Raw genomic sequence first — 21521 nt, forward strand, 5'->3', positions numbered from 1 at the left:
ACGCCCTTCAGGCTAATTCGGCATACAAAAAGTATGAGGCCCGTGAGTTTGCGTAGGTCGAATTAGGCGTAGCCGTAATCCGACATGGTGCAGTGATTGGGTTTGTCTTCAGGTCACGGAGGGACTGCCTCTCGGCCCTTTCAGGAAACGATAGCGTTTTGGCGCTCATCGATTGTGACTTATTCCAAGGGCTCGATCATTCAACACTGGTAAGCATAGGGTAAACGGTAACACAGCCATCGGCATGGTGGCCTTGGCAGCAATCCGCACATCCTCATAGCCAAACGCATCGGCCAGCTGCCGGGCATGCTCCCAGCTATTGGCGGGGTAGGGGCGGGAGGTCAGCTCGACAGTGTCTCTGGTACTGAAGGTGTGGCGGAAACTGGCGCGATAAAATGGCATAGTGTGGACATCAGTTGTGGGGTTGACGACAACCGTGGAGGCTATGCGCCGTTGCGGGTCAAGCCACCCTACGTGTTCGAACGATTCTAGTGTGTCATCCAGTAAGCACTGTTTAAGTAAGACAAGTCTGAGGCCCCTAGGCCTTTTGTTTGTTGATAGCGTAAGTTTCCAAGAGTGAGAAAAATGGTTAAAAAAGCGGTGTTACCAGTGGCAGGATTTGGTTCTCGTATGCTGCCAGCCTCCAAGTCGATTCCGAAGGAAATGCTGCCGATTGTCGACCGGCCAGCGATTGAGTATGTGGTAAAAGAAGCCGTGAGGGCGGGCATCAAGGAAATCGTGCTGGTAACCCATTCGGCGAAGACGGCCATCGAGGATTATTTCGACACCCAGTTTGAACTTGAGCAACAGTTGGAAGAAAAGGGAAAAGCTCAATTACTGGCGGAAGTGCGCGATATTTTGCCTGATGGCGTGAGTGTCATATCGGTACGCCAGAATCAAGCGTTGGGGTTGGGGCATGCAGTTGCTTGTGCCGCGCCGGTGGTGGGTGATGAACCTTTTGCGGTGTTGTTGCCGGATGTGCTTGTGGACTGTGGTGGGGAGGCTGAGGACCTAGGCACTATGGTGGCTAATTTTCATGCCAGTGGTGCTGCCCAAATCATGGTAGAGGCGGTCCCTGCTCATCTGGTTGATCGCTATGGAATTGTGGCGCTGGAAGGCAATGCCCCTGGTCGGGGTGAGTGTGCCCCGATGGTAGGGATTGTGGAGAAACCGGCGGCTGACCGGGCGCCCTCACGACTTTCTGTGGTCGGACGTTATGTTCTTCCTGCGAACATTATGGGGATTCTTGCGCGCACTCCGCCGGGAGCGGGTGGAGAAATTCAGCTGACCGATGCGATTGCCACGTTGATGCAGCAACAGACTGTTGATGCTTATAGCATGCGTGGGCGAACTTTCGATTGCGGCAACAAAGCGGGTTATCTGCAGGCAGTGTTTCACTTTGCGACGCGCCACCCTGAGCTGGCTGATGTGGCCAAAGCCATGATGGTGGCAGAGATCAGTGAAAATCCGGCAGACGAATGACGAGGCTCATAAAGGGAATTTAAGGCTATGCAGATAACGGTTTATGGCGACACCCTCTGTGCACAGGTCACTGCTACTGCGATGGCCCAGACAGGTCATCAGGTGAGCTGGGTAGTAGTTGAGCCTTCTTCCCGTGAGGATTTGTCGGCAGGGAGGCCTTTGTTCCGGGAGCAGGGTCTCGACCGACTTTTCACAGAGCAGCTGGAGAGTGGCAGGCTAACGCCCTGTTTCTGGAAGGACGCTCCCGCCGAGCGCTCTGTGGCTGTGTTCCTGGCTTTGCCACCGGGGCAAGAGGCCATCGCCGAGACGATTGTGCGCCAAGAGGCAGAATCGTGTGAGTGTGAAGTGATTGTTAATCAGACTACGGGGCCGGTGGGCGCTGCTGAGCGCCTGCGAGATGTTTCTCAGCAGGTGCGCGGGACCCTGGCGCTGGTGGCTCTGCCTGATTTGATTCAAGAGGGTAACGCTTTTCTTACTTTTACTCGCCCTGACAGTATCCTTCTGGGGTGCGAAGACAGGGAAGGCGAGGCACTGGTGCGTGAGCTGTTGCGCCCATTCAATCGCCGTAAGGACGTGATTCGGGTTATGTCGCTGCGAGAGGCTGAATTTTCAAAGTTGGCTATCAGCGGAATTCTTGCGACTCGAATTAGCTACATGAATGACATGGCCAGCCTATCGGAATCGTTGGGTGTGGATATTGATATGGTACGTGTGGCGATGGGAGCTGATCCCCGAATTGGAGAATCCTATCTGTACCCTGGCTGTGGTTTTGGTGGCCCAGGGCTGAGTCGTAATGTGCTGGCGTTAGTGGATGCGCTGGATAACCGGCTGTCTGAGCCGGGGCTATTGGAGCAGGTTCTGCAGACTAATGAACGGCAGAAAGAGGTGCTGTTTCGCAAGTTTTGGCAATTTTACCATGGCAATGTGTCGGGTAAAAAGGTGGCGTTGTGGGGCGCCGCCTTCAAGCCCGGAACTCATCGCGTGGACAATGCTCCGGCGCTGAAGGTGATTGAAGCACTGTGGGCTCAGGGGGTGCAGGTGGCTGTACACGACCCGAAAGCGTTACCAGACTTGAAGGCATGGGCTCACGGTCGGGGTGATCTGATTCTCTGTGATGGTCTTTATGAGGCCGTTGAGGGTGCCGATGCATTAATGTTAATTACCGAATGGAAACCCTACTGGAGCCCGGACTGGCAGCGCCTTAAACGACAGATGCGAGAGCCACTGATTCTTGATGGCCGTAACATTTATGATCCCGGTTTTGTCAAAGAGCAGGGCTTAGTGTACAGAGGAATTGGGCGAGTTTGATTATGGTTTCTGAACAGGACGTTCTTACTAGCAGTACGATCTGGTCACAGCTGGCTGACTGTGCCGAAAAGGATAAAGCCCTACATCTGGCGAATTTATTCGCTTCGGATCCAGACCGTTTTGCAAGATACAGCCTGCAAACAGCTGGGCTTTTGGCGGATTTTAGTAAACAGCGCCTGACGAATGAAAGTCGGGATCTCCTATTGAAGCTGGCAGATGATCGTCAGCTGAGATACTGGATTGATGCTTTTTTTGATGGTGCTGAGGTTAACTGTACGGAGGGCCGCCCGGCCAAGCACTGGAGCTTGAGAGAGCCTGTAGATAGCGCCCCAGCTGTACATGAGCAGCTGGATGCAATGGATGCGATGGCGACGCGTATTCTCCAGGGGCACTGGCGCGGCGTTTTGGGCGATGCCATCACCGACGTGGTCAACGTGGGGGTGGGGGGATCGGAACTTGGCCCTTTGATGGCTGCGTTTGCATTGCAGTCCAGTTTGCCGGTGGAAGGGCAGTTACGTCCACGGTTGCATTTTGTTTCTTCCATGGATGGCAGCCAGGTTTCCCAGGTTCTTCAGGAGCTGAATCCCAGAACGACCTTGTTTTTGGTGTCCTCCAAGTCTTTTTCAACCGTGGATACCCTGCACAATGCCAACACTGCACGTTGCTGGCTGGCTCGGGGCTTGTCGTTGGAGCATGAAGACCCGTCTCTGCTGCGTTGCCACTTTATTGGCATATCGGCGAATGCCGAGCGCATGACAGAGTGGGGGATTTTGCCGGAGAATCAGCTGCGGTTCTGGGAATGGGTGGGTGGGCGTTATTCGCTGTGGTCCGCTATCGGTATGCCTATTGCCCTGACGGTGGGCATGCAGGGATTTCGCGAGCTGCTGGCTGGCGCCCACGATATGGATCAGCACTGCCTGACTAAGCCATGGGAAGAAAATATTCCAGTGATGTTGGCGTTGGTGGATGTCTGGAATATTAACTTCCTGGGCATTAAGGCACGGGCTGTGCTGCCGTATGACGGCCGTTTGAAGCATCTGCCTGCTTATTTGGCTCAACTGGAAATGGAATCGAATGGCAAAAGCGTTTCTCGCTCTGGTGAGCCGGTAACGTATGACACCTGCCCGGTGATCTGGGGAGAAGTTGGCCCCAACGCACAGCACGCTTTTTTCCAGCTGCTGCATCAGGGGACACAGCCTGTGGCGTGTGAGTTTTTGATGACGGCGCGACGGTATACCGAAGCGGTTCATTCTGATTCGGTGACGGAGCTGGATGCGCAGCATGCGTTATCCAATGCTAACTGTTTGGCCCAATCCCGGTTGTTGGCTCTTGGGGAGCGGGCACTGGACCCGTCTTTGGCGCTCCCTGCCTACAAACGTTACCAGGGCAATCAGCCTAGTACGACCCTTGTGTTGGATGAGCTTTCCCCGCGAGTACTGGGTGCGCTGTTGGCCATGTATGAGCACAAGGTGTTTGCTCAGGCGGTGATTTGGGGAATTAATCCCTTTGATCAGTGGGGGGTGGAAATGGGCAAGATTATCGCCACCGATATGCTGACGGTATTGGCTGAGCCAGATTCTGTTACCGGGCTGGATGCATCTTCTGTGGCCTTGGCTCGTCATGTTGCTGGCTTTGTGGAGTAAGTTCGGAGGCCTTTGTCGCTTGCCGGATGAATTTTCGCTAAGAGCGAGCGATACTTTGTGTCAAATTTTGGCCGCTTTGTTTTGCAATCGTTTTCTGCATAATTTGTTAATGTAGTGGCTGGACTCTATTGGGGTTTTGGCGTATGTGCCGGATCTGGATCAGCATAGTGTTGTTCCGGCTCGCTTGGATAATATGGCGGCCTTGTTTTTATCTTGAGGATATCAATGAAAATTGTTGTTGCCGGTACAGGCTATGTGGGTTTATCAAATGCGGTACTGTTAGCTCGGCATCATTCTGTGGTGGCGGTAGATATTGATGCGACCAAGGTGGCGCAAATTCGCCAAGGTGAATCCCCTATTCATGATGAGCAGATTGAAGCTTTCTTGGCGAAGGGGGAACTGGATCTTCAGGCGACAACGGATCCTCTGTCGGCGTTTCCAAGTGCGGATTTTGTGATCATTGCAACCCCTACGGATTACGATCCTGTCACGAATTACTTCAATACGTCTTCCGTGGAGTCTGTGATTGATCAGGTGCTAGCGGTGAGTCCGGAAAGCACTATCGTAATCAAATCTACGGTCCCAGTGGGGTTTACGGCGTCAATGCGTGAGCGTTTCGGGGTGGACAATATCCTTTTCTCGCCGGAGTTTCTGCGTGAGGGAAAAGCCTTGTACGATAACCTCCATCCTTCCCGTGTAATTGTCGGTGGGCGAGATAGTGCGGCTCGGCAATTTGCAAACCTGCTTGTGGAGGGCGCGGAGCAGGCGGATGTGCCTGTGCTGTTCACCGATTCCACCGAGGCGGAAGCGATTAAACTGTTTGCGAATACGTATCTGGCCATGCGGGTAGCGTATTTCAATGAGCTGGATACCTATGCTGCCATGAAGGGATTGGATACCCGACAGATCATTCAGGGTGTGGGGCTGGACCCGCGCATCGGGCAGCATTACCACAACCCGTCCTTTGGCTATGGCGGCTATTGTCTGCCCAAGGATACTCGGCAGCTGCTGGCAAACTACGAGGACGTGCCCAGCAGTCTGATCAGCGCCATTGTGGAAGCCAACGACACCCGTAAGGATTTTATCGCGGATGATATTCTGCGTCGTCAGCCTTCCCGCGTGGGGGTTTATCGGCTGATCATGAAGGCGGGCTCCGATAACTTTCGCGCGTCTGCCGTGCAGGGTGTTATCGAACGGCTGCGGGGTAAAGGCGTTGAGCTGGTTGTGTTTGAGCCGTCTCTGGATGATCCTCGTTTTATGGACTGCGAGGTGATTGCTGACTTTCATGACTTTGTCGAACGCTGTGACGTCATTATCTCCAACCGTTTGACGGACTCTTTGGAGCCTTATGCCAATAAGGTATATACCCGAGATTTGTTCGGCAGCGATTAAGTTGCTGTCGGCTCTACCTGCTCTGTTGGTGATGGGCTTTACGCATGATTGCCTCGGTATTCACTTCTTTGTGATCTTTCTGAAATGGATTTGCTATGAGTCATCCTATTCCTTCCTCGATTTTTCGGGCTTATGACATTCGGGGGATCTATAACGACACTCTGACGGATGAATGGGCGCACCTGATTGGCCGTAGTATCGGTTCAGAAGTACTGGCCCAGGGCCAAAACCGTATTGCGCTTGCCCGTGATGGTCGCTTGTCTGGCCCAGCTCTGACCCAAGCGCTGGCAGATGGCATTCGTGCCACGGGGTGTGATGTGGTGTTTGTCGGCATGGTGCCTACTCCGGCCCTGTATTTCGCTACCCATCATTTTGATGACCTGAATTCTGGTGTGATGCTCACCGGCAGTCATAACCCCGGCAACTACAATGGCTTCAAAATTGTGATTGATGGCGTGACTTTGTCCGGGGATCGTATCCAAGATCTGTATCAGCGGATTATTGCTGAGGACCTGGTTGAGGGGCAGGGGAACGAGGAGGAGCGGGAAATTCTGGCCGCATATCAACGGGCATTTCTGGCGGTGCACTCTCTGGCCAAACCGTTGAAAGTGGTCGTGGATTGCGGCAATGGTATCGCCGGTGTCCAGGCGCCTCAGGTGCTGGCGGCGTTAGGGTGTGAGGTTGTGCCCTTGTTCGCTGAGGTGGATGGTACCTTTCCGAATCACCATCCCGATCCGGGAGACCTGAAGAATGTTCAAGATCTGATGGCCAAAGTAGCAGAAGAAAAAGCAGATCTTGGCTTGGCATTTGATGGCGATGGTGACCGAGTGGGCGTGGTGACGCCGGCAGGTCGACTGGTGTACCCGGATATCCTGTTGATGGCTCTTGCTGAGGATATGGTGAAGAGGCATCCTGGGGCCAAGGTGATTTTCGACGTGAAGTGCACAGGGGCCCTGTTTGACGTTATTCGTGAGGCAGGTGGAGAGCCTGAGATGTGGCAGACCGGCCACTCCTTGATCAAGGCGCGCATGAAAGAAACCGCCGCGCTGTTGGCTGGTGAAATGAGCGGTCACATTTTCTTCGCTGAAGACTGGTATGGCTTTGATGATGCTCTGGTGGCATCTGCCCGGATCCTGGGCATTTTAAGCCGGCAGGACATTGATGCCGATGCGTTTTTCGCCGGCTTTCCAGTGTTGTGTACAACGCCGGAAATCACTCTAAAGGTGACCGATGAAAACAAGTTCGATATCGTGGCATGGTTGCAGAACAAGGCTGAGCTGGGTGAAGGTCAGCGATGTGTTATTGACGGTATTCGTATGGACTACGAAAACGGCTGGGGGCTCTGCCGAGCCTCCAACACGTCTCCCAAGCTGGTTACCCGGTATGAGGCGACTGATGAGGTTGCCCTTGCCGAGATTCGCCAGCGTTTCGAGGTGGCTATCAGCAAGGCTATCGAGGCAGCGGGTTAATTCTTTGTAGTTGGCAGTCGATATCGGCTACAGAAGTGGTAGCAAGGGATGCAGTGTATGAAAACAGTTTTGGTTACTGGCGGCGCCGGTTATATCGGCTCTCATACGGTGTTGAGATTGCTTGAGGATGGTTTCCCGGTGTTGGTGCTGGATAACCTCTCCAACAGTGGTCGAGAATCTCTTCGCCGTGTGGAAGAAATTGCTGGTGCAAAAGCTCCACTGGTGGAAGGCGATATCCGTGATCAGGCGTTGCTGGCACGGTTGTTTGAGGAAAACGATATTGGTTCGGTGATTCACTTTGCCGGACTCAAAGCGGTTGGAGAGTCTGTTTCCCAGCCCATGCGCTATTACGACTGTAATGTGGTCGGTTCCTTGCGGTTGCTGGAGGCCATGGAGCGTGCCGGCGTGAAAACCTTGGTATTCAGCTCCTCAGCCACGGTTTATGGCGACCCGGCCAGTGTCCCGATCCGCGAAGACTTTCCGCTGAGTGCAACTAACCCTTATGGGGCTACCAAGCTGCATATAGAAGATATGCTGCGTGATTTGCATATTTCGGATGAAGGTTGGCGCATTGCGTTATTGCGCTACTTTAACCCGGTTGGTGCCCACGAAAGTGGCCGAATCGGTGAGGATCCTACGGGTATTCCCAGCAATCTTCTTCCTTATATTGCTCAAGTCGCGGTGGGCAAGCGCGACAGGCTAAGTGTTTTCGGCGGAGATTACCCGACGCTGGATGGCACCGGTGTGCGGGACTATATCCATGTGATGGACTTGGCTCAGGGGCACTTGGATGCTTTGCGATCTCTGCAGGACGAGGGCAGGCTACTGACAATCAACCTTGGCACCGGGCAGGGTTACAGCGTGCTGGAGATGGTGGAAGCGTTTGCCAAAGCAGCCGGACGAAAAATTCCCTATGAGATAATGGCGCGTAGGCCTGGTGATGTGGCTAGCTGTTATGCCGACCCGGAACAGGCAGAGCAAGTTTTAGGCTGGAAAGCGTTGCGAAGTGTCGATGATATGTGTCGCGATCATTGGCTCTGGCAAAAGAATAATCCGGACGGCTACGGGCTCTGAGGGGTGGGGAGAATCTCAGATTAGCACTGATTTGCAGGTGTGGTGACGGCTGGCTCAGTAGCTAGAGCGAATGGGTTCCGCGTAGATCACAGTTTTTCTGGTTTATGCAGAAGGCCGAAGGCCGTAGCTATCCTTGGGAGCTTGCTCCGCAGAACCCCACGAATCGCGTACTGGGCAAAGTAGTAAGCACTCAGCATCAGTGAGAGCCGTTCTGTCTGGCGATACAGGCGCCAGTTATAGCCAGTCGTTTTCCGCTTGTTTGATGATAGAGAGTCTTCACCGACTCGATATAAGGTTAGCGGAGTGTTGATGCCATACCCAAAATCGGTGGTTCTCAGTATCCTCAGCCATAGTCCAAAATCTTGTCTCTTTCGAAGCTCTGGCATGAATACTTTTCCGATTTTCTCTGTGTCGTAGATTGCTGTTGAGCAGCCGATATAATTTGTTTTCAGCAATGACTTGTAGCTGACCCTGTGGGGGACTCCAACCGTGTTGATTGGCGAGCCGCTGTCATTGATTCTCGTGAAAGCTGTATAGCTAAGTGGCCAATTCTGCTTTTTCATGCGGTTGATCTGAATTTGAAGTTTGTCGCTATGCCATTGATCGTCGGCATCGATAAAGGCAATGAATCGCCCCTTCGCATAAGCAATTCCCGTGTTACGGGCAATTGCGGCGCCGCTGTTCCTATCGAGCTTTATGAGCTGAATTCTGTTGTCAGTGTTGGCGTATGCAAGTGCTTTTTTGTAGGTGTCGTCCAAGGATTTATCGTCTACAAGTAGCAGTTCCCAGGATTTAAATTCTTGAGAAAGGACAGAGTCTATGGTTCGCCCCAGAGTGTTGGCAGCGTTGTAGCATGGTGTAATGATAGAGACTTCCGGGTCCAGGGTCACCGGCGCTCAACCTTTCCGCTTGTTAGCAGCTTGATAGTGGTTGCAATTTCCACCAGCCAGAGTTGTGTTTGTATCAGCAGGGAGGTGATTTTTTGAAGAGGGGTAATCTTTGGGCTGCTGATAACAAACCAATAAGTCCATACAGGGGGGATGAAGGTTTTGATAATAAATTTCATCCTCCGTTTCAGGGGGCCTGAACGAACTTGCCCGCCCTTGACTCGTTTTAGCTTGGTGGCGAGCTCCTCCCAGCTGTTGCGTGCGGGATGATCGACGTTGGCTTCAGGTATATAGACTAATGGCACGCCTGCGCGACCTGCTCGCTGACAGAATTCGGCGTCGCCTCCTGAGAATCTTTGGTCATCAAACGGACCAACACTGCTAAATATGTTCCTTGGAACTGAGAGGTTGGCGGTAACTGCATAACCACGGCGGGTATACCTTTCCTGTGGCAGACCCGTTGCCATGTCAAAGGCTTCTATCTTGTTGGGTTTTTGATGGTCGAAGCGCAGTACGGTTACTCCGCCCGCAATAAGTGTCGGAACAGAATGGGATTGGTATTCTGAGTAGATGATTTCCAGCCAATCTGGGTTGGGCCGGCAATCGGCATCGGTGAATACCAGTAGTTCGCCTCTAGCATCCTGGATAGCTCTGTTTCTTGCAGCATAGGAACCGGGCTGTGGGCATTCAAGTAGGGTTATAAAGTCTGGCAGTGATTCCGAGGCAGGCACAACGTCCGAACCATTATCCACGATCAAGCATTCCCAGTTGGATTTCGGGAGAGTTTGTTTCGCCAGTGCAGAAAATAAAGTCTCAGTAAGCTCCCAGTGCTGATAGATGGGGATTATTACGGTGATTTGGGGCTGAACTTTATCCATCAAAGAGCACCAAATCCCGTCGCTATGGTTTTCAGTGTGCGCATGATTACTAGGAAATCCAGTGCCGGCGACAGGTTTTTTATGTAATAGAAATCGTGCTCTACTTTTTCTCGGGTGCTTTCAGTATCGCTGGCATAACCGTGATTTACTTGTGCCCAGCCGGTAATTCCAGGGCGCACAATATGTCGATAGCTATAATACGGCACTTTGGTTTCGAACTGTTCCACAAAGCCGGGCTGTTCTGGTCTTGGCCCAATTAGGCTCATGTCGCCTTTCAGTACATTGATAAACTGTGGGAGTTCATCAATTCTAAATTTCCGTATGAACGTCCCGAGCCGGGTGATTCTGTGTGAATCTTGGTCAGCAAATTGGGGGGCGTCGTCGTCATCACTGGTAGGCCGCATGGAGCGAAATTTATACATGCGAAAGGGGCGGTTGCCTTTTCCTGTACGTTCCTGAATAAAGATGGCGGCGCCAGGGGAGTCAAGCCGAATCAGGATGGCGACTAGAAGCGAGGTGGGCAGCAGAAGAGGGGCTGCTAGCAGTGTGAGAAGGATATCGATGGCACGTTTTGCTGCTAAGTAGACGGGTTGAGGCTGCAAGTTGGCCAGGTCCGTACTTTGCAACGTGGCCAAGTTTACCTTGCCACTCAGTGTTTCGGTGATCTTGCGGGCATTGAAAACGGGCATGCCGGCAATGTTGCAGTGGCTAACGAAACGAATCCATTCGTCATCCAGCTTGGCGTCCATATCGACGATTATGCCGTCATAGCGAATGCCGTCCAAGTCAGGTCTGGTAAGCAGCCTGCATTCAAAGTTTTGGGAATTATGCGGCAGTATTTCCTGTATCCCTTCGGCGGGGATGCATGCCAGCTTTAGACTGCGAAAACGGTGACCGACGATGACTGACGCGGTTTGTGTAGCAAGTAATAGAGCGAGTCCAGAGACCAGTGATGTTCGGGCATATTCGAGTCGCACCAAAAGAATTAGAGCGAATATCAGGCCAGCGGCAAGTAGCGTGGTGGCGAGGGTATAGGGCAGAGCTTTTCCGCCCGCAAACTTGGCAATGTTTTTGCTCAGGTAAACCGTAATAATATAGCAGAGCCCGAGTAGGCCTAGAGTCATGGACTGGTTGTCGTTCTGGACCCAGCTTTGATAGCTGCTGAATTGGGCGCCAGCAATGATGATTGTCATCGCCCCTAGATGCCCGAGCAGAGGATTGAGAAGAATCCGTTCGTACCACCGATTATGTCGGGATGGGCTGATATTGACGGGATCCTGCTGCATAGTCAGCTCAATCTTGGTGTGCAATGACATGCCTGTTTCCATGTATGTATAACGTTCAGGCGAATGCGGTTAATTCTAACATGTTGTGGGTCATCCACAATTGCCCTATGGGTTTATTATAGCTTTGCTTCTCTCACCGTCGTTGGGGGCAAGTAAGCATGGCTGTATGAGAATAAGGGGGGGGGGCAAGCTTCTGGTTCGGCGTTGTGAATGACGACCGTGTTTGTTGGTCAATGCACAAAGAAAAAGGCTTACCTTATGGATAAGCCCTTTTCTTATTCGGTTCCGCCTGCTGGGCTCGAACCAGGCGAATGCATTGCATTCGCCAATGATTAACCAGCCCCCGCAGGGTGCCCAATCATTGGACAAAGAAAAAGCCCGGTACCTTGCGATACCGGGCTTTTCTTATTTGGCTCCGCCTGCTGGGCTCGAACCAGCGACCCAATGATTAACAGTCATTTGCTCTACCAACTGAGCTAAGGCGGAATGTCTTGAGGCGCGTATATTAGTGACGCCTCTCGGGGCCGTCAACACCCCGGAGGCGCGTTTGTTGCTTATTTAGCCAATGCTTGCTCAATCCGGCGGATCGCTTCCTTCAGCGTGTCCATGCCGACGGCAAAAGACAGGCGCATGCAGCCGGGGGCGCCGAAGGCGGAGCCGGGTACCAGCGCGACTTCTGCGGTTTCCAGCAGCAGGGTGGCCAAGTCGGTGTCTGACTCGACGCCATCCATGTTGGCAATGGCTTCGGAGAAGTCCGGGAAGGCATAGAAAGTGCCGTCGCCCTGGACACATTTCACGCCGGGCAGGGCATCCAGTGCGGCGGTGAGGTAGTCGTGACGTTCCTTGAACGCTTTGACCATTTCGTCCACGCAGCCCTGATCGCCGGCCAGCGCCGCTTCGGCGGCTGCCTGGCTGATGGACGCCGGGTTGGAGGTGGACTGGGACTGCACCTTCTTCATGGCGGCAATCAGCTTCTGCGGGCCTGCGGCATAGCCGATGCGCCAGCCGGTCATGGAATAGGCCTTGGAGACGCCATTCATGACCACGGTGCGGTCGTACAGCTCCGGGGTGGCATTGACGATGTTGATGAACGGCTTGCCGGTCCACAGGATGTGTTCGTACATGTCGTCGGTGGCGACGATGATGTCCGGGTGCTTCTTCAGTACCTCGCCCAGGGCAGCCAGCTCTTCCAGGGAGTAGGCCATGCCGGAGGGGTTGGAGGGGCTGTTGATCACGAACAGACGGGTTTTCGGCGTAATCGCCGCTTCCAGCTGCTCCGGGGTGATCTTGAAGCGGCTGTTTACGTCCGTTTCGAGGATCTTCGGTACGCCGCCGGCAACCAGCACCATGTCCGGGTAGCTGACCCAGTAGGGGGCGGGGATGATGGCTTCGTCGCCGTCGTTCAGCAGGGCCAGGGCCATGTTGAAGAAGCTTTGTTTGCCGCCGCTGGAGACCAGCACCTGGCCGGGCTCGTAGGACAGGCCGTTATCGCGCTGGAACTTGTCGATAATGGCTTTTTTCAGGCCAGGAGTGCCGTCCACCGGGGTGTACTTGGTTTTGCCGGCGTTGATCGCTTCAATGGCGGCCTGCTTGATATGTTCCGGGGTATCGAAATCCGGCTCACCGGCACCCAGCCCAATAATGTCTTTGCCCTGTGCGCGGAGTTCACCGGCTTTGGCGGTAATGGCAAGGGTAGGGGACGGCTTGATGCGTTGTACGCGGTCGGAAAGGCTGATATCGGACATGCACTCCTCGTTCATCTAGAGCGTCGGATCGGTTGCGCTTTTGGCACAACGAGCGACATAGAAAGGGGCGGGCATTTTAGCGGGTTTGGCTGTGAATGTCCCGTGTTTCATCTGGATGGCAGTGCCTGGGCGCTTTTGTGGGAGTGGTGGTTCCACCACGAAGGGGTTGGTCCGGGGCAGGACCCCGGATCGCGGTGGAACCACCGCTCCTACGGGACACACTGGATGCCGCCTTCCGTCGGAGGGGGTACACTATGCGGCGATTCTGAACGCATGACTTTTGTCGCTTTCCCGTCTTCGGGCGGGCGGCAGCCATCAGGAAGCCCTAATGTCTGAAAGCCTCTTCAAACTCCATTCCGAATACCAGCCTGCTGGTGATCAGCCTACGGCCATTGCCCAGTTGATCGAGGGCATTGATGACGGCCTGGGCCACCAGACGTTGTTGGGTGTGACCGGCTCGGGCAAGACCTTCACCATGGCCAACGTGATTGAGCAGACCGGGCGGCCCACCATCATCATGGCGCCGAACAAGACGCTGGCGGCCCAGTTGTACGGGGAGTTTCGGGAGTTTTTTCCGGAAAATGCGGTGGAGTACTTCGTTTCCTATTACGACTACTACCAGCCGGAAGCTTACGTCGCCAGCTCCGATACTTTCATTGAGAAAGACGCTTCGGTGAACGAGCAGATTGAGCAGATGCGACTGTCTGCCACCAAGGCCATTCTGGAGCGCCCGGACACTATTATTGTCGCCACTGTGTCGGCCATTTATGGCCTGGGTGATCCGGCCAGTTATCACGCCATGGTGTTGCACCTGGTGCGTGGTGATCACATTGATCAGCGCGAATTGCTGCGTCGCCTGGCCGAATTGCAGTACACCCGCAACGAGATGGATTTTCGCCGGGCGACGTACCGGGTGCGTGGCGATGTGATCGATATCTTCCCGGCGGAAGAAGAGAAGGAGGCGGTGCGCATCGAGCTGTTCGACGACGAAGTGGAGTCGATCAGCATCTTCGATCCACTCACCGGCGAGCTGATTCGTCGCATCGGTCGCACCACCATTTACCCCAAGAGCCACTACGTGACGCCGCGTGAAACCGTGCTCAAGGCGGTGGAGACAATCAAGGAGGAGCTCACCGAGCGGCTGGCAGAGCTGAAAGAACAGAACAAGCTGGTGGAAGCTCAGAGGCTGGAGCAGCGCACTCGCTTTGATATCGAAATGCTGCAGGAGCTGGGCTACTGCAACGGGGTGGAAAACTATTCCCGGTTGTTCTCCGGGCGGGCGCCGGGCGAAGCGCCGCCGACCTTGTTCGACTACCTGCCGGACAATGCACTGCTGATTGCCGATGAGTCCCACGTGACCATTCCCCAGCTGGGCGCCATGTACAAAGGCGACCGTTCGCGCAAGGAAACGCTGGTGAACTTCGGCTTCCGTTTGCCCTCGGCCATGGATAACCGGCCGCTGAAATTCGAGGAATGGGAGCTGCTGGCCCCACAGATGGTATTCGTTTCCGCGACGCCGGGTCCGTATGAGAAGAAATACGCGGGGCAGGTGGTGGAGCAAGTGGTGCGGCCCACCGGTTTGGTCGATCCCAAAATTGAAATTCGCCCGGCCACCACCCAGGTGGACGACCTGCTCGGCGAAGCCAAAGAGAGCATCGCCAAAGGCCAGCGGGTGTTGGTGACCACGCTAACCAAGCGGATGGCGGAGGATCTGAGCGAATACCTCAACGAGCACGGTATCAGCGTGCGCTACTTGCATTCCGACATTGATACGGTGGAGCGGGTGGAGATTATTCGCGACCTGCGCTTGGGCAAGTTTGACGTGCTGGTGGGGATTAACCTGCTGCGTGAAGGCCTGGATATGCCGGAAGTGGCGCTGGTGGCCATTCTCGATGCGGACAAGGAAGGCTTCCTGCGCTCCGACCGCTCGCTGATTCAGACCATCGGCCGGGCGGCACGAAACGTGGACGGCCGCGCGATTCTCTACGCAGACAAGATGACCGGCTCCATGGAGCGAGCCATCGATGAAACGGACCGCCGTCGCGAGAAGCAGGAGGCGTTCAACAAAGCCAACGGCATTACCCCGCAGGGCCTGAACAAGAAAATTCGCGACATCATGGATGACAGCGGCGGTAGCCGTTTCGACCGCAAATACAAAGGCGATAAGAAGGTGGCTGACGCCTCGGCGGACTATCTGGAGGCTCGCTCTCCGGCGCAAGTGGCCAAGGAAATCAAAGTACTGGAAGCCAAGATGCTGGAGCACGCCAAGAACCTGGAGTTCGAGGACGCCGCCGCCACCCGGGACAAGATTCACCAGCTCAGAGAGCTGGGTTTTATGCGGTAGAGGCGGCTCTGCATTCGGCCCGGAGCTTTTGTAGGAGCGGTGGTCCCACCGCGATGCGAGGTGCGGCTTACTTCGCTAATGTTTTTTCGTGGTGGAACCACCACTCCTACAGGTCATGCGTCTTCACGGCCTTTGTGTGGGTGAGCCAAGAGATTGACTGTTGGGCGCCAGTTGCTCCACCCAGATCAGCGTCCCGGCAATCACCGCCACCGGCATGATGAACAGGTTCACCAGCGGAATCATGGTCAGGGCCATGACGATGGCGCCGAAGGTGAGTACCAGCCAGCGCTTTTCTTTCAGCCTTTTCAGCATGACGTCGAAGGGCACCTGACGGTTGTCGGCGCCGAAATCAATGTACTGCATGCCCAGCAGCCAGCCGGACCACAGAAACCAGATGGCGGAGGCGAACACATTGATCACCGGGATGAAGTAAACCACCCCCACCACAAACAGAATCAGCACGGCACGCCACAGCCAGTACCAGGTTTTACGCAGTTCGCGCTTGAAGGTGCGCACGATCATGGCGGGGATAGATTCGTCGTTCATGGGGTGGCCGGTGACCTGAATATCCACCTTTTCCGCCAGAAAACCCATGAATGGGGCGGCGATCAGCTGCACGCCGATGGAGAACACGCTGGCAAACAGGCCCAGCAGCAGAATCCACACCAGCACCACGGCCGCATCAACGATGAAGTGCAGGGCGCCATTGAGGAAGCTCCAGAAGCCGGTGAGTGCCCAGTCCGCAGTGGCGGCGGTGATCCAGCCGGCAATCCAGCTGCCGCTGAGCCAGTACAGGCCCCCGAACACGAGAATATTGAAGATCAGCGGGATGATCACATAACGCCGCAGCTCCGGGGTACGGGCCAGTTTCAGGCTGCGGGTCAGGTAAGTAATGGCATCGGCGATCTGGGACACGGGCAATCCTTATAAAAGAGACGCTTCACGCAACATGCTGCACGTGGCAACACGAAGACGGGTTGTTCCGAATGGTACCTGTGGTGCCCCGCGCTGCACAGAGAGAGCTTTCTGTTAAGGAATTCGATCTTTCTGTGCCCTTGACCCGCTGAGGGGGGGGATGTTTTGCACTCCTTTGCAATGCAGTGCCGCCAGGATGCGGTATAACGCGGCGGGTTCTTGGCCATATTGTAATCTCAGCGTCTCGGCGGATGAATTCGGCCCGGGTTGTCGCTAGACTTACCCCTTTTATTATTGGCGCCCTTATGGGGTGTTTTGCCGTTGCCGGCGTAGAGACAGCAATCGTATGCGACTGAAATCAATAAAACTGGCCGGGTTCAAGTCCTTCGTGGACCCTACCACCACCAATTTCCCGGAAAACCTCACCGCTGTGGTGGGGCCCAATGGGTGTGGGAAGTCCAATATCATCGACGCGGTGCGCTGGGTGATGGGGGAATCCTCCGCCAAGCACCTGCGCGGTGAGTCCATGGCGGACGTGATCTTCAACGGCTCCAACGCCCGCAAGCCGGTGGCACAGGCGTCCATTGAGCTGATTTTCGATAACTCCGATGCCACCGTCACCGGCGAATACGGCAAATTCAACGAAATCTCCGTGAAGCGCCAGGTGACCCGGGACGGCCAGTCCAATTATTTCCTCAACAACACCAAGTGCCGGCGCAAGGATATTGCCGACATCTTCCTGGGCACCGGCCTGGGGCCGCGTAGCTACGCCATTATTGAGCAGGGCATGATTTCCCGGCTGATTGAAGCCAAGCCAGAAGAGCTACGGGTGTATATCGAGGAAGCAGCGGGGATCTCCAAGTACAAGGCCCGCCGCCGTGAAACCGAAAACCGCATTCGCCGCACCCGCGAGAACCTGGAGCGCCTGACCGATATTCGTGATGAGCTGGCACGCCAGATTGAGCGCTTGAGCCGGCAGGCCAGCGCGGCGGAGAAATACAAGCAGTACAAAGAGGAAGAACGCCTGAAAGGCGCGCAGCTCAAGGCGTTGCGCTGGAAAGGGCTGGATGTGCAGGTCAAGCAGCTGGATCACGTGATCGGCGAGCTGGACGTGTCCATGGAAGCGAAAGTGGCGGAACAGCGCCACGTGGACGCGGAAGTGGAGCGCCTGCGCGAGAAGCACCACGAAGTGCAGGAACGCTTCAACGAAGTGCAGCAGCATTTTTACGCCTTGGGCGCAGAAGTGGCACGCCTAGAGCAGAGCATTCAGCACCAGCGCGAGCGCAAGCAGCAGCTGTACGAAGAACTGGATCAGGTGCGCGCCAGTTGGAAAGAAGGCGACGAGCACCTGCGTATCGACAGCGAGAAAGTGGCGGAACTGGATGCCATCCTGGCCGAGCGCGAGCCGGAGCTGGAAATGGTCTCCGAACAGCAGGAAGCCTCCAGCGAAGCCCTGGCGCTGGCTGAAGAGACCATGCAGAACTGGCAGCAGGCGTGGGAAGAGTTCAATGGCAAGTCCGGCGAATCCCGCCGCCAGGCCGAGGTGGAGCAGTCCCGCATTCAGCATCTGGACAAATCCCAGGAGCGCCTGCGTGATCGTATCGACCGCTTGAAGAAAGAGCAGGAATCCCTGGATGCCGGCCCGCTGGCCCAGGAAATGCGCGAGCTGGAAGAGCAGGTTGAGCAATATCGCGGGCAGTCGGAAGAAAACGAACTGCGCAGCGAATCCTTGCAGGAAGAAATCAATCAACTTCGCCGCGATAACGGCGACCGGGGCCGTCAGCTGGATGAGGCCCGCGAGAAGCTGCAAAGCCTGAAAGGGCGACGCACCTCGCTGGAAGCCCTGCAGAAAGCGGCCATGGGCGACGATGGCGCGGTCAGCGACTGGCTGACCCGGCATGAGCTGGATGGCGAGCCGCGCCTGGCTGACCAGTTACAAGTGGCGGAAGGCTGGGAAAAGGCGCTGGAAGCCGTATTGGGCGACAGCATTCAGGCCGTTGCCGTCAGTGGTTTTGAGCAGCTGGGCGAATGGCTGGATGACCTGTCCCACGGCCGTGTGGCGCTGGTTAGCCCGGGCTCAGTGAAGGCGGCTGGGAGCAAGTCCACCTTGCTGCGTGAACATGTTGAGGGGCAGGCGCCGGGAGGGCTTTTGGCCGGGGTCTATGTGGCCGATAACCTGGATGCGGCACTGACCCTGCGTGGTCAGCTCGATGCCCACGAGTCCGTGGTGACCCGCGACGGCATTTGGCTAGGCCCGGATTGGCTGAAAGTGGCCAAAGAGGAAGATCAGGAAGCCGGTATTCTGGAGCGTCGCCGCGAACTGGATACCCTGGAAGGCGAGATCGATACCCTTCAGGCCACCGTGGATAACCTGAAAGAACAGCTGGAAAGCACCCGCGAGCAAATTTCCGAACTGGAAGAAGAGCGCGAAGAAGTGCAGCGCCAGGCCAGCCGGATTAACCGGGAACTGGGCGAAATCAATGCCCAGGTCAGCGCCCGTCAGGTGCGCCTGGAGCAAATCACTATGCGCCGTGAGCGTCTCAGCCGGGAAATGGATGAGACCAACGAGCAGCTCGAGCAGGAACAGGAACAGCTGAAAGAAGCCCGAGCGGTGCTGGCGGAAGCGCTGGACGCCATGGAAACCGACAGCGGCGAGCGTGAAACGCTGCTGTCCCGTCGTGATGAACTGCGCCTGCGGCTGGATGAATCCCGCCAGAAGGCCCGCCACGACCGGGATCAGTCCCACCAGTTGGCTATGGAAGTACAGGGTGCGCGCACCCAGGCCGACTCCCTGCGCCAGAACCTGAGCCGCCTGGAAACCCAGGTGCAGATGATGGCGGAGCGTAAGGCGCTGCTGGAAGAGCAGACCAACGAGGGCGACGAACCGGGCACGGAACTGCAGATGCAGCTGGAAGAAAAGCTGGAAGTGCGCCTGGAAGCGGAGCACAAGCTCGCCGAAGCCCGCCGTGAGCTGGAAACGGTGGACCATGAAATGCGTAATCTGGAAGGGCAGCGCGGCCAGTTTGAGCGTCAGGCCCAGGAAGTGCGCAGCGCCATGGATCAGAAGCGCATGCAGTGGCAGGACCTGAGCACCCGCCGGCAAACCGTGGCCGAACAGTTGTCCGAACAGAATTTTGATCTGGATACGGTGCTGAAAAACTTGCCGGATGAAGCCGATGAGCAGCAATGGGCCCAGGAAATGGACATGATCGGCCAGCGGATTTCCCGCCTGGGCCAGATCAACCTAGCGGCCATTGAAGAGTATCAGCAGCAGTCCGAGCGCAAGAACTACCTGGACAGCCAGAACGACGATTTGGAAGACGCTTTGGGGACCCTGGAAAACGCCATTCGCAAGATTGACCGGGAAACCCGGGCGCGGTTTAAGGAATACTTCGACCGTATCAACCGTGGCCTGCAGGAGCTGTTCCCGAAAGTCTTCGGCGGTGGCCATGCGTACCTGGAACTCACTGGCGACGACCTCCTCGATACTGGCGTAACCATCATGGCGCGCCCGCCCGGCAAGCGAAACAGCACCATTCACTTGCTCTCAGGCGGTGAAAAAGCGCTGACCGCCCTGTCGCTGGTGTTCAGTATCTTCCAGCTCAACCCGGCACCATTCTGTCTGCTTGATGAGGTGGACGCGCCGTTGGATGACGCGAACGTGGGGCGTTTCTGTAACCTGGTGTCGGAAATGTCTGCAAAAGTGCAATTTATTTACATCACACATAACAAGATTGCGATGGAGATGGCTGCTACCCTGATGGGGGTCACCATGCATGAGCCTGGTGTGTCCCGCTTGGTTGCAGTCGATGTGGAAGAAGCGGCCGAAATGGCGGCAATGTGAGGAATCGGTGTTGCTGTAACAGCGGCACTTCAGCACAAGCAAGGAAGAAGAGGCAATGGGCCTAAACCTGGAAACATTGATTGGCATTCTGGTTATTCTGATTCTGCTGATTCTGGCCGACGGCGTGCGGCGGATGATTCGGGAGCGGCACGGGCGGTTACGCATGCGTATCGACCCGCGCTACCGCGATCAGTCGGAGGAAGAAGAGAGTAGTGGTTACAACCCGGAGCTGATTGGTTCTGCTCGGGTGATCCGCCGAGCCATGGAAGAGGCGGAGCAGGATGAGCGCCCGCCCATGGTGATGGAGCCCGATGAAGCGGCTGCTGAAGGCCGTACTGCAGAACAGCAAAGCCTGTTCGACGGTGAACAGAATCCTGAGCCCCAGCCGGAGCGTGCCCCGGAGCCTGACGTCGAGCCCGCTCCGGTGCCGACAAAACCGGTAGCGGAAAAACCGCCTGAACCGGAACCAGAGCCGGCCCCGGCGCCTCGTGTAGCTCCGCGGCAGGAACCCCGTCAAGAAACGCGGGTAGAACCCCGGCCGGCCCCCAAGGCGCCCCGTGAACCCCAGCCCGTACTGGAAGTGATCGTGGTGCACCTGATTGCACACCGTGGCGCGCCGTTTGAAGGCAGTGCCCTGCTGCGCATGTTGCTGGAAGCGGGCCTGCGCTACGGGCGCATGAATATTTTTCACCGTCATGTGAGCGTGCAAGATACTGATGAACTGCAGTTCTCCATGGCTAATGCGGTGGAGCCGGGCACGTTCGATCTGGATACCATGGAAGACAAAACCTTTGCCGGCGTGACCTTCTTCCTTAAATTACCGGGGCCCACTGACGCGATTGGCGCCCTGGACAAGATGTTATCCATTTGTCAGCGCCTCGCTTCTGAGCTGGACGGTGAACTGAAAGATGAACAGCACAGCGTGCTGACCCCGCAGACCATGGAGCACCTGCGCCAGCGCGTGCAGGAATTCGAGCGTCGCCAGCGGGTGCCGAGCGCTTAAAGGCAGCTATTAGCTGCTAGCGACGAGTGAAAACCGGAATCGTAGGGCGGGAATCGGCGAATGCCGATCTCCGCCAGAAGCCGTTCAGCGTTGAAAGTTTAAAGTTGAAAAGGAAAAGCCAAATCGGGTGATCCTCAAGGCCTGGTTGGCATCATCGCCGGCAATCGCGGGCAAGGCATTTCCGAAAACACGGCGACATCCCGCGTTTCAACTTTGAACTTTACACTTTCAACTCAGCCGATCCTTTCAAT

14 protein-coding genes and 1 tRNA gene are annotated in these 21521 nt (G+C 55.7%); 9 read left to right on the forward strand and 6 right to left on the reverse strand.

The window, feature by feature from the left end; genetic code table 11:
- Positions 1–585: 585 nt before the first annotated feature.
- The 6 genes from galU to galE all read left to right on the forward strand — a co-directional run bounded on the left by galU (position 586) and on the right by galE (position 8368).
- Positions 586–1482 carry a UTP--glucose-1-phosphate uridylyltransferase GalU gene (gene galU, locus ABNH18_RS02510; protein ID WP_349381301.1) on the forward strand — a complete coding sequence of 299 codons (897 nt, stop codon included), beginning with the start codon at positions 586–588 and terminating at the stop codon, positions 1480–1482.
- A gap of 27 nt (positions 1483–1509) precedes the next feature.
- Complete coding sequence (locus ABNH18_RS02515) at positions 1510–2790, forward strand: UDP-glucose dehydrogenase family protein (protein WP_349381302.1); 1281 nt, start codon at positions 1510–1512, stop codon at positions 2788–2790.
- A gap of 2 nt (positions 2791–2792) precedes the next feature.
- Positions 2793–4433 carry a glucose-6-phosphate isomerase gene (pgi, locus tag ABNH18_RS02520; protein WP_349381346.1) on the forward strand — a complete coding sequence of 547 codons (1641 nt, stop codon included), beginning with the start codon at positions 2793–2795 and terminating at the stop codon, positions 4431–4433.
- Positions 4434–4658: 225 nt separating this feature from the next.
- On the forward strand, positions 4659–5825 hold the full coding sequence (locus tag ABNH18_RS02525; protein ID WP_349381303.1) for a nucleotide sugar dehydrogenase: 1167 nt from the start codon (positions 4659–4661) through the stop codon (positions 5823–5825).
- A 95-nt stretch (positions 5826–5920) separates the two neighbouring features.
- Positions 5921–7294, forward strand: coding sequence for a phosphomannomutase/phosphoglucomutase (locus tag ABNH18_RS02530; protein ID WP_349381304.1), 1374 nt, complete (start codon positions 5921–5923; stop codon positions 7292–7294).
- A 57-nt stretch (positions 7295–7351) separates the two neighbouring features.
- Positions 7352–8368, forward strand: a complete 1017-nt coding sequence (gene galE / locus ABNH18_RS02535) for a UDP-glucose 4-epimerase GalE (protein WP_349381305.1) — start codon at positions 7352–7354, stop codon at positions 8366–8368.
- Positions 8369–8454: 86 nt separating this feature from the next.
- Here galE and ABNH18_RS02540 read toward each other — a convergent pair whose 3' ends face one another.
- From ABNH18_RS02540 to ABNH18_RS02560, 5 genes are all read right to left on the reverse strand, one after another.
- Complete coding sequence (locus tag ABNH18_RS02540; protein ID WP_349381306.1) at positions 8455–9258, reverse strand: glycosyltransferase family 2 protein; 804 nt, start codon at positions 9256–9258, stop codon at positions 8455–8457.
- Positions 9255–10133, reverse strand: a complete 879-nt coding sequence (locus tag ABNH18_RS02545; RefSeq protein WP_349381307.1) for a glycosyltransferase family 2 protein — start codon at positions 10131–10133, stop codon at positions 9255–9257. Before ABNH18_RS02545 ends, ABNH18_RS02540 begins: the two co-directional genes overlap by 4 nt.
- Positions 10133–11449: an exopolysaccharide biosynthesis polyprenyl glycosylphosphotransferase gene (locus ABNH18_RS02550; protein WP_349381308.1), complete on the reverse strand. Its 1317-nt coding sequence runs from the start codon at positions 11447–11449 to the stop codon at positions 10133–10135. The genes ABNH18_RS02545 and ABNH18_RS02550 overlap by 1 nt, the downstream gene beginning before the upstream one ends.
- Before the next feature lie 380 nt (positions 11450–11829).
- A tRNA-Asn gene (locus ABNH18_RS02555) sits at positions 11830–11905 on the reverse strand.
- A gap of 68 nt (positions 11906–11973) precedes the next feature.
- On the reverse strand, positions 11974–13164 hold the full coding sequence (locus ABNH18_RS02560) for a pyridoxal phosphate-dependent aminotransferase (RefSeq protein WP_349381309.1): 1191 nt from the start codon (positions 13162–13164) through the stop codon (positions 11974–11976).
- Positions 13165–13492: 328 nt separating this feature from the next.
- On the opposite strand from ABNH18_RS02560, the gene uvrB reads away from it, so the two are divergent.
- The gene (uvrB, locus tag ABNH18_RS02565) at positions 13493–15508 is read left to right on the forward strand and encodes an excinuclease ABC subunit UvrB (protein WP_349381310.1); all 2016 of its coding nucleotides are present in this window, start codon (positions 13493–13495) and stop codon (positions 15506–15508) included.
- Between the two features lie 123 nt (positions 15509–15631).
- Here uvrB and cysZ read toward each other — a convergent pair whose 3' ends face one another.
- Positions 15632–16423, reverse strand: coding sequence for a sulfate transporter CysZ (gene cysZ, locus ABNH18_RS02570; RefSeq protein ID WP_349381311.1), 792 nt, complete (start codon positions 16421–16423; stop codon positions 15632–15634).
- 346 nt (positions 16424–16769) lie between these two features.
- Between cysZ and smc the strand changes: the two genes are divergently transcribed.
- A complete protein-coding gene (smc, locus tag ABNH18_RS02575) occupies positions 16770–20267 on the forward strand; it encodes a chromosome segregation protein SMC (protein WP_349381312.1) in 3498 nt (1165 codons plus the stop codon).
- Between the two features lie 55 nt (positions 20268–20322).
- Positions 20323–21270, forward strand: coding sequence for a cell division protein ZipA (zipA, locus tag ABNH18_RS02580; RefSeq protein WP_349381313.1), 948 nt, complete (start codon positions 20323–20325; stop codon positions 21268–21270).
- The last annotated feature ends 251 nt before the right edge of the window (positions 21271–21521 follow it).

Source organism: Alcanivorax sp. (genome assembly GCF_040118815.1).
In the GTDB taxonomy this organism is placed as follows: Bacteria; Pseudomonadota; Gammaproteobacteria; order Pseudomonadales; family Alcanivoracaceae; genus Alcanivorax.

What these genes read in the sequence shown, in the direction of transcription:
- galU (WP_349381301.1), top strand. Translation starts at nt 586, where the DNA reads ATGGTTAAAAAAGCGGTGTTACCAGTGGCAGGATTTGGTTCTCGTATG.
- ABNH18_RS02515 (WP_349381302.1), top strand. Translation starts at nt 1,510, where the DNA reads ATGCAGATAACGGTTTATGGCGACACCCTCTGTGCACAGGTCACTGCT.
- pgi (WP_349381346.1), top strand. Translation starts at nt 2,793, where the DNA reads ATGGTTTCTGAACAGGACGTTCTTACTAGCAGTACGATCTGGTCACAG.
- ABNH18_RS02525 (WP_349381303.1), top strand. Translation starts at nt 4,659, where the DNA reads ATGAAAATTGTTGTTGCCGGTACAGGCTATGTGGGTTTATCAAATGCG.
- ABNH18_RS02530 (WP_349381304.1), top strand. Translation starts at nt 5,921, where the DNA reads ATGAGTCATCCTATTCCTTCCTCGATTTTTCGGGCTTATGACATTCGG.
- galE (WP_349381305.1), top strand. Translation starts at nt 7,352, where the DNA reads ATGAAAACAGTTTTGGTTACTGGCGGCGCCGGTTATATCGGCTCTCAT.
- ABNH18_RS02545 (WP_349381307.1), bottom strand. Translation starts at nt 10,133, where the DNA reads ATGGATAAAGTTCAGCCCCAAATCACCGTAATAATCCCCATCTATCAG.
- ABNH18_RS02550 (WP_349381308.1), bottom strand. Translation starts at nt 11,449, where the DNA reads ATGTCATTGCACACCAAGATTGAGCTGACTATGCAGCAGGATCCCGTC.
- ABNH18_RS02560 (WP_349381309.1), bottom strand. Translation starts at nt 13,164, where the DNA reads ATGTCCGATATCAGCCTTTCCGACCGCGTACAACGCATCAAGCCGTCC.
- uvrB (WP_349381310.1), top strand. Translation starts at nt 13,493, where the DNA reads ATGTCTGAAAGCCTCTTCAAACTCCATTCCGAATACCAGCCTGCTGGT.
- smc (WP_349381312.1), top strand. Translation starts at nt 16,770, where the DNA reads ATGCGACTGAAATCAATAAAACTGGCCGGGTTCAAGTCCTTCGTGGAC.
- zipA (WP_349381313.1), top strand. Translation starts at nt 20,323, where the DNA reads ATGGGCCTAAACCTGGAAACATTGATTGGCATTCTGGTTATTCTGATT.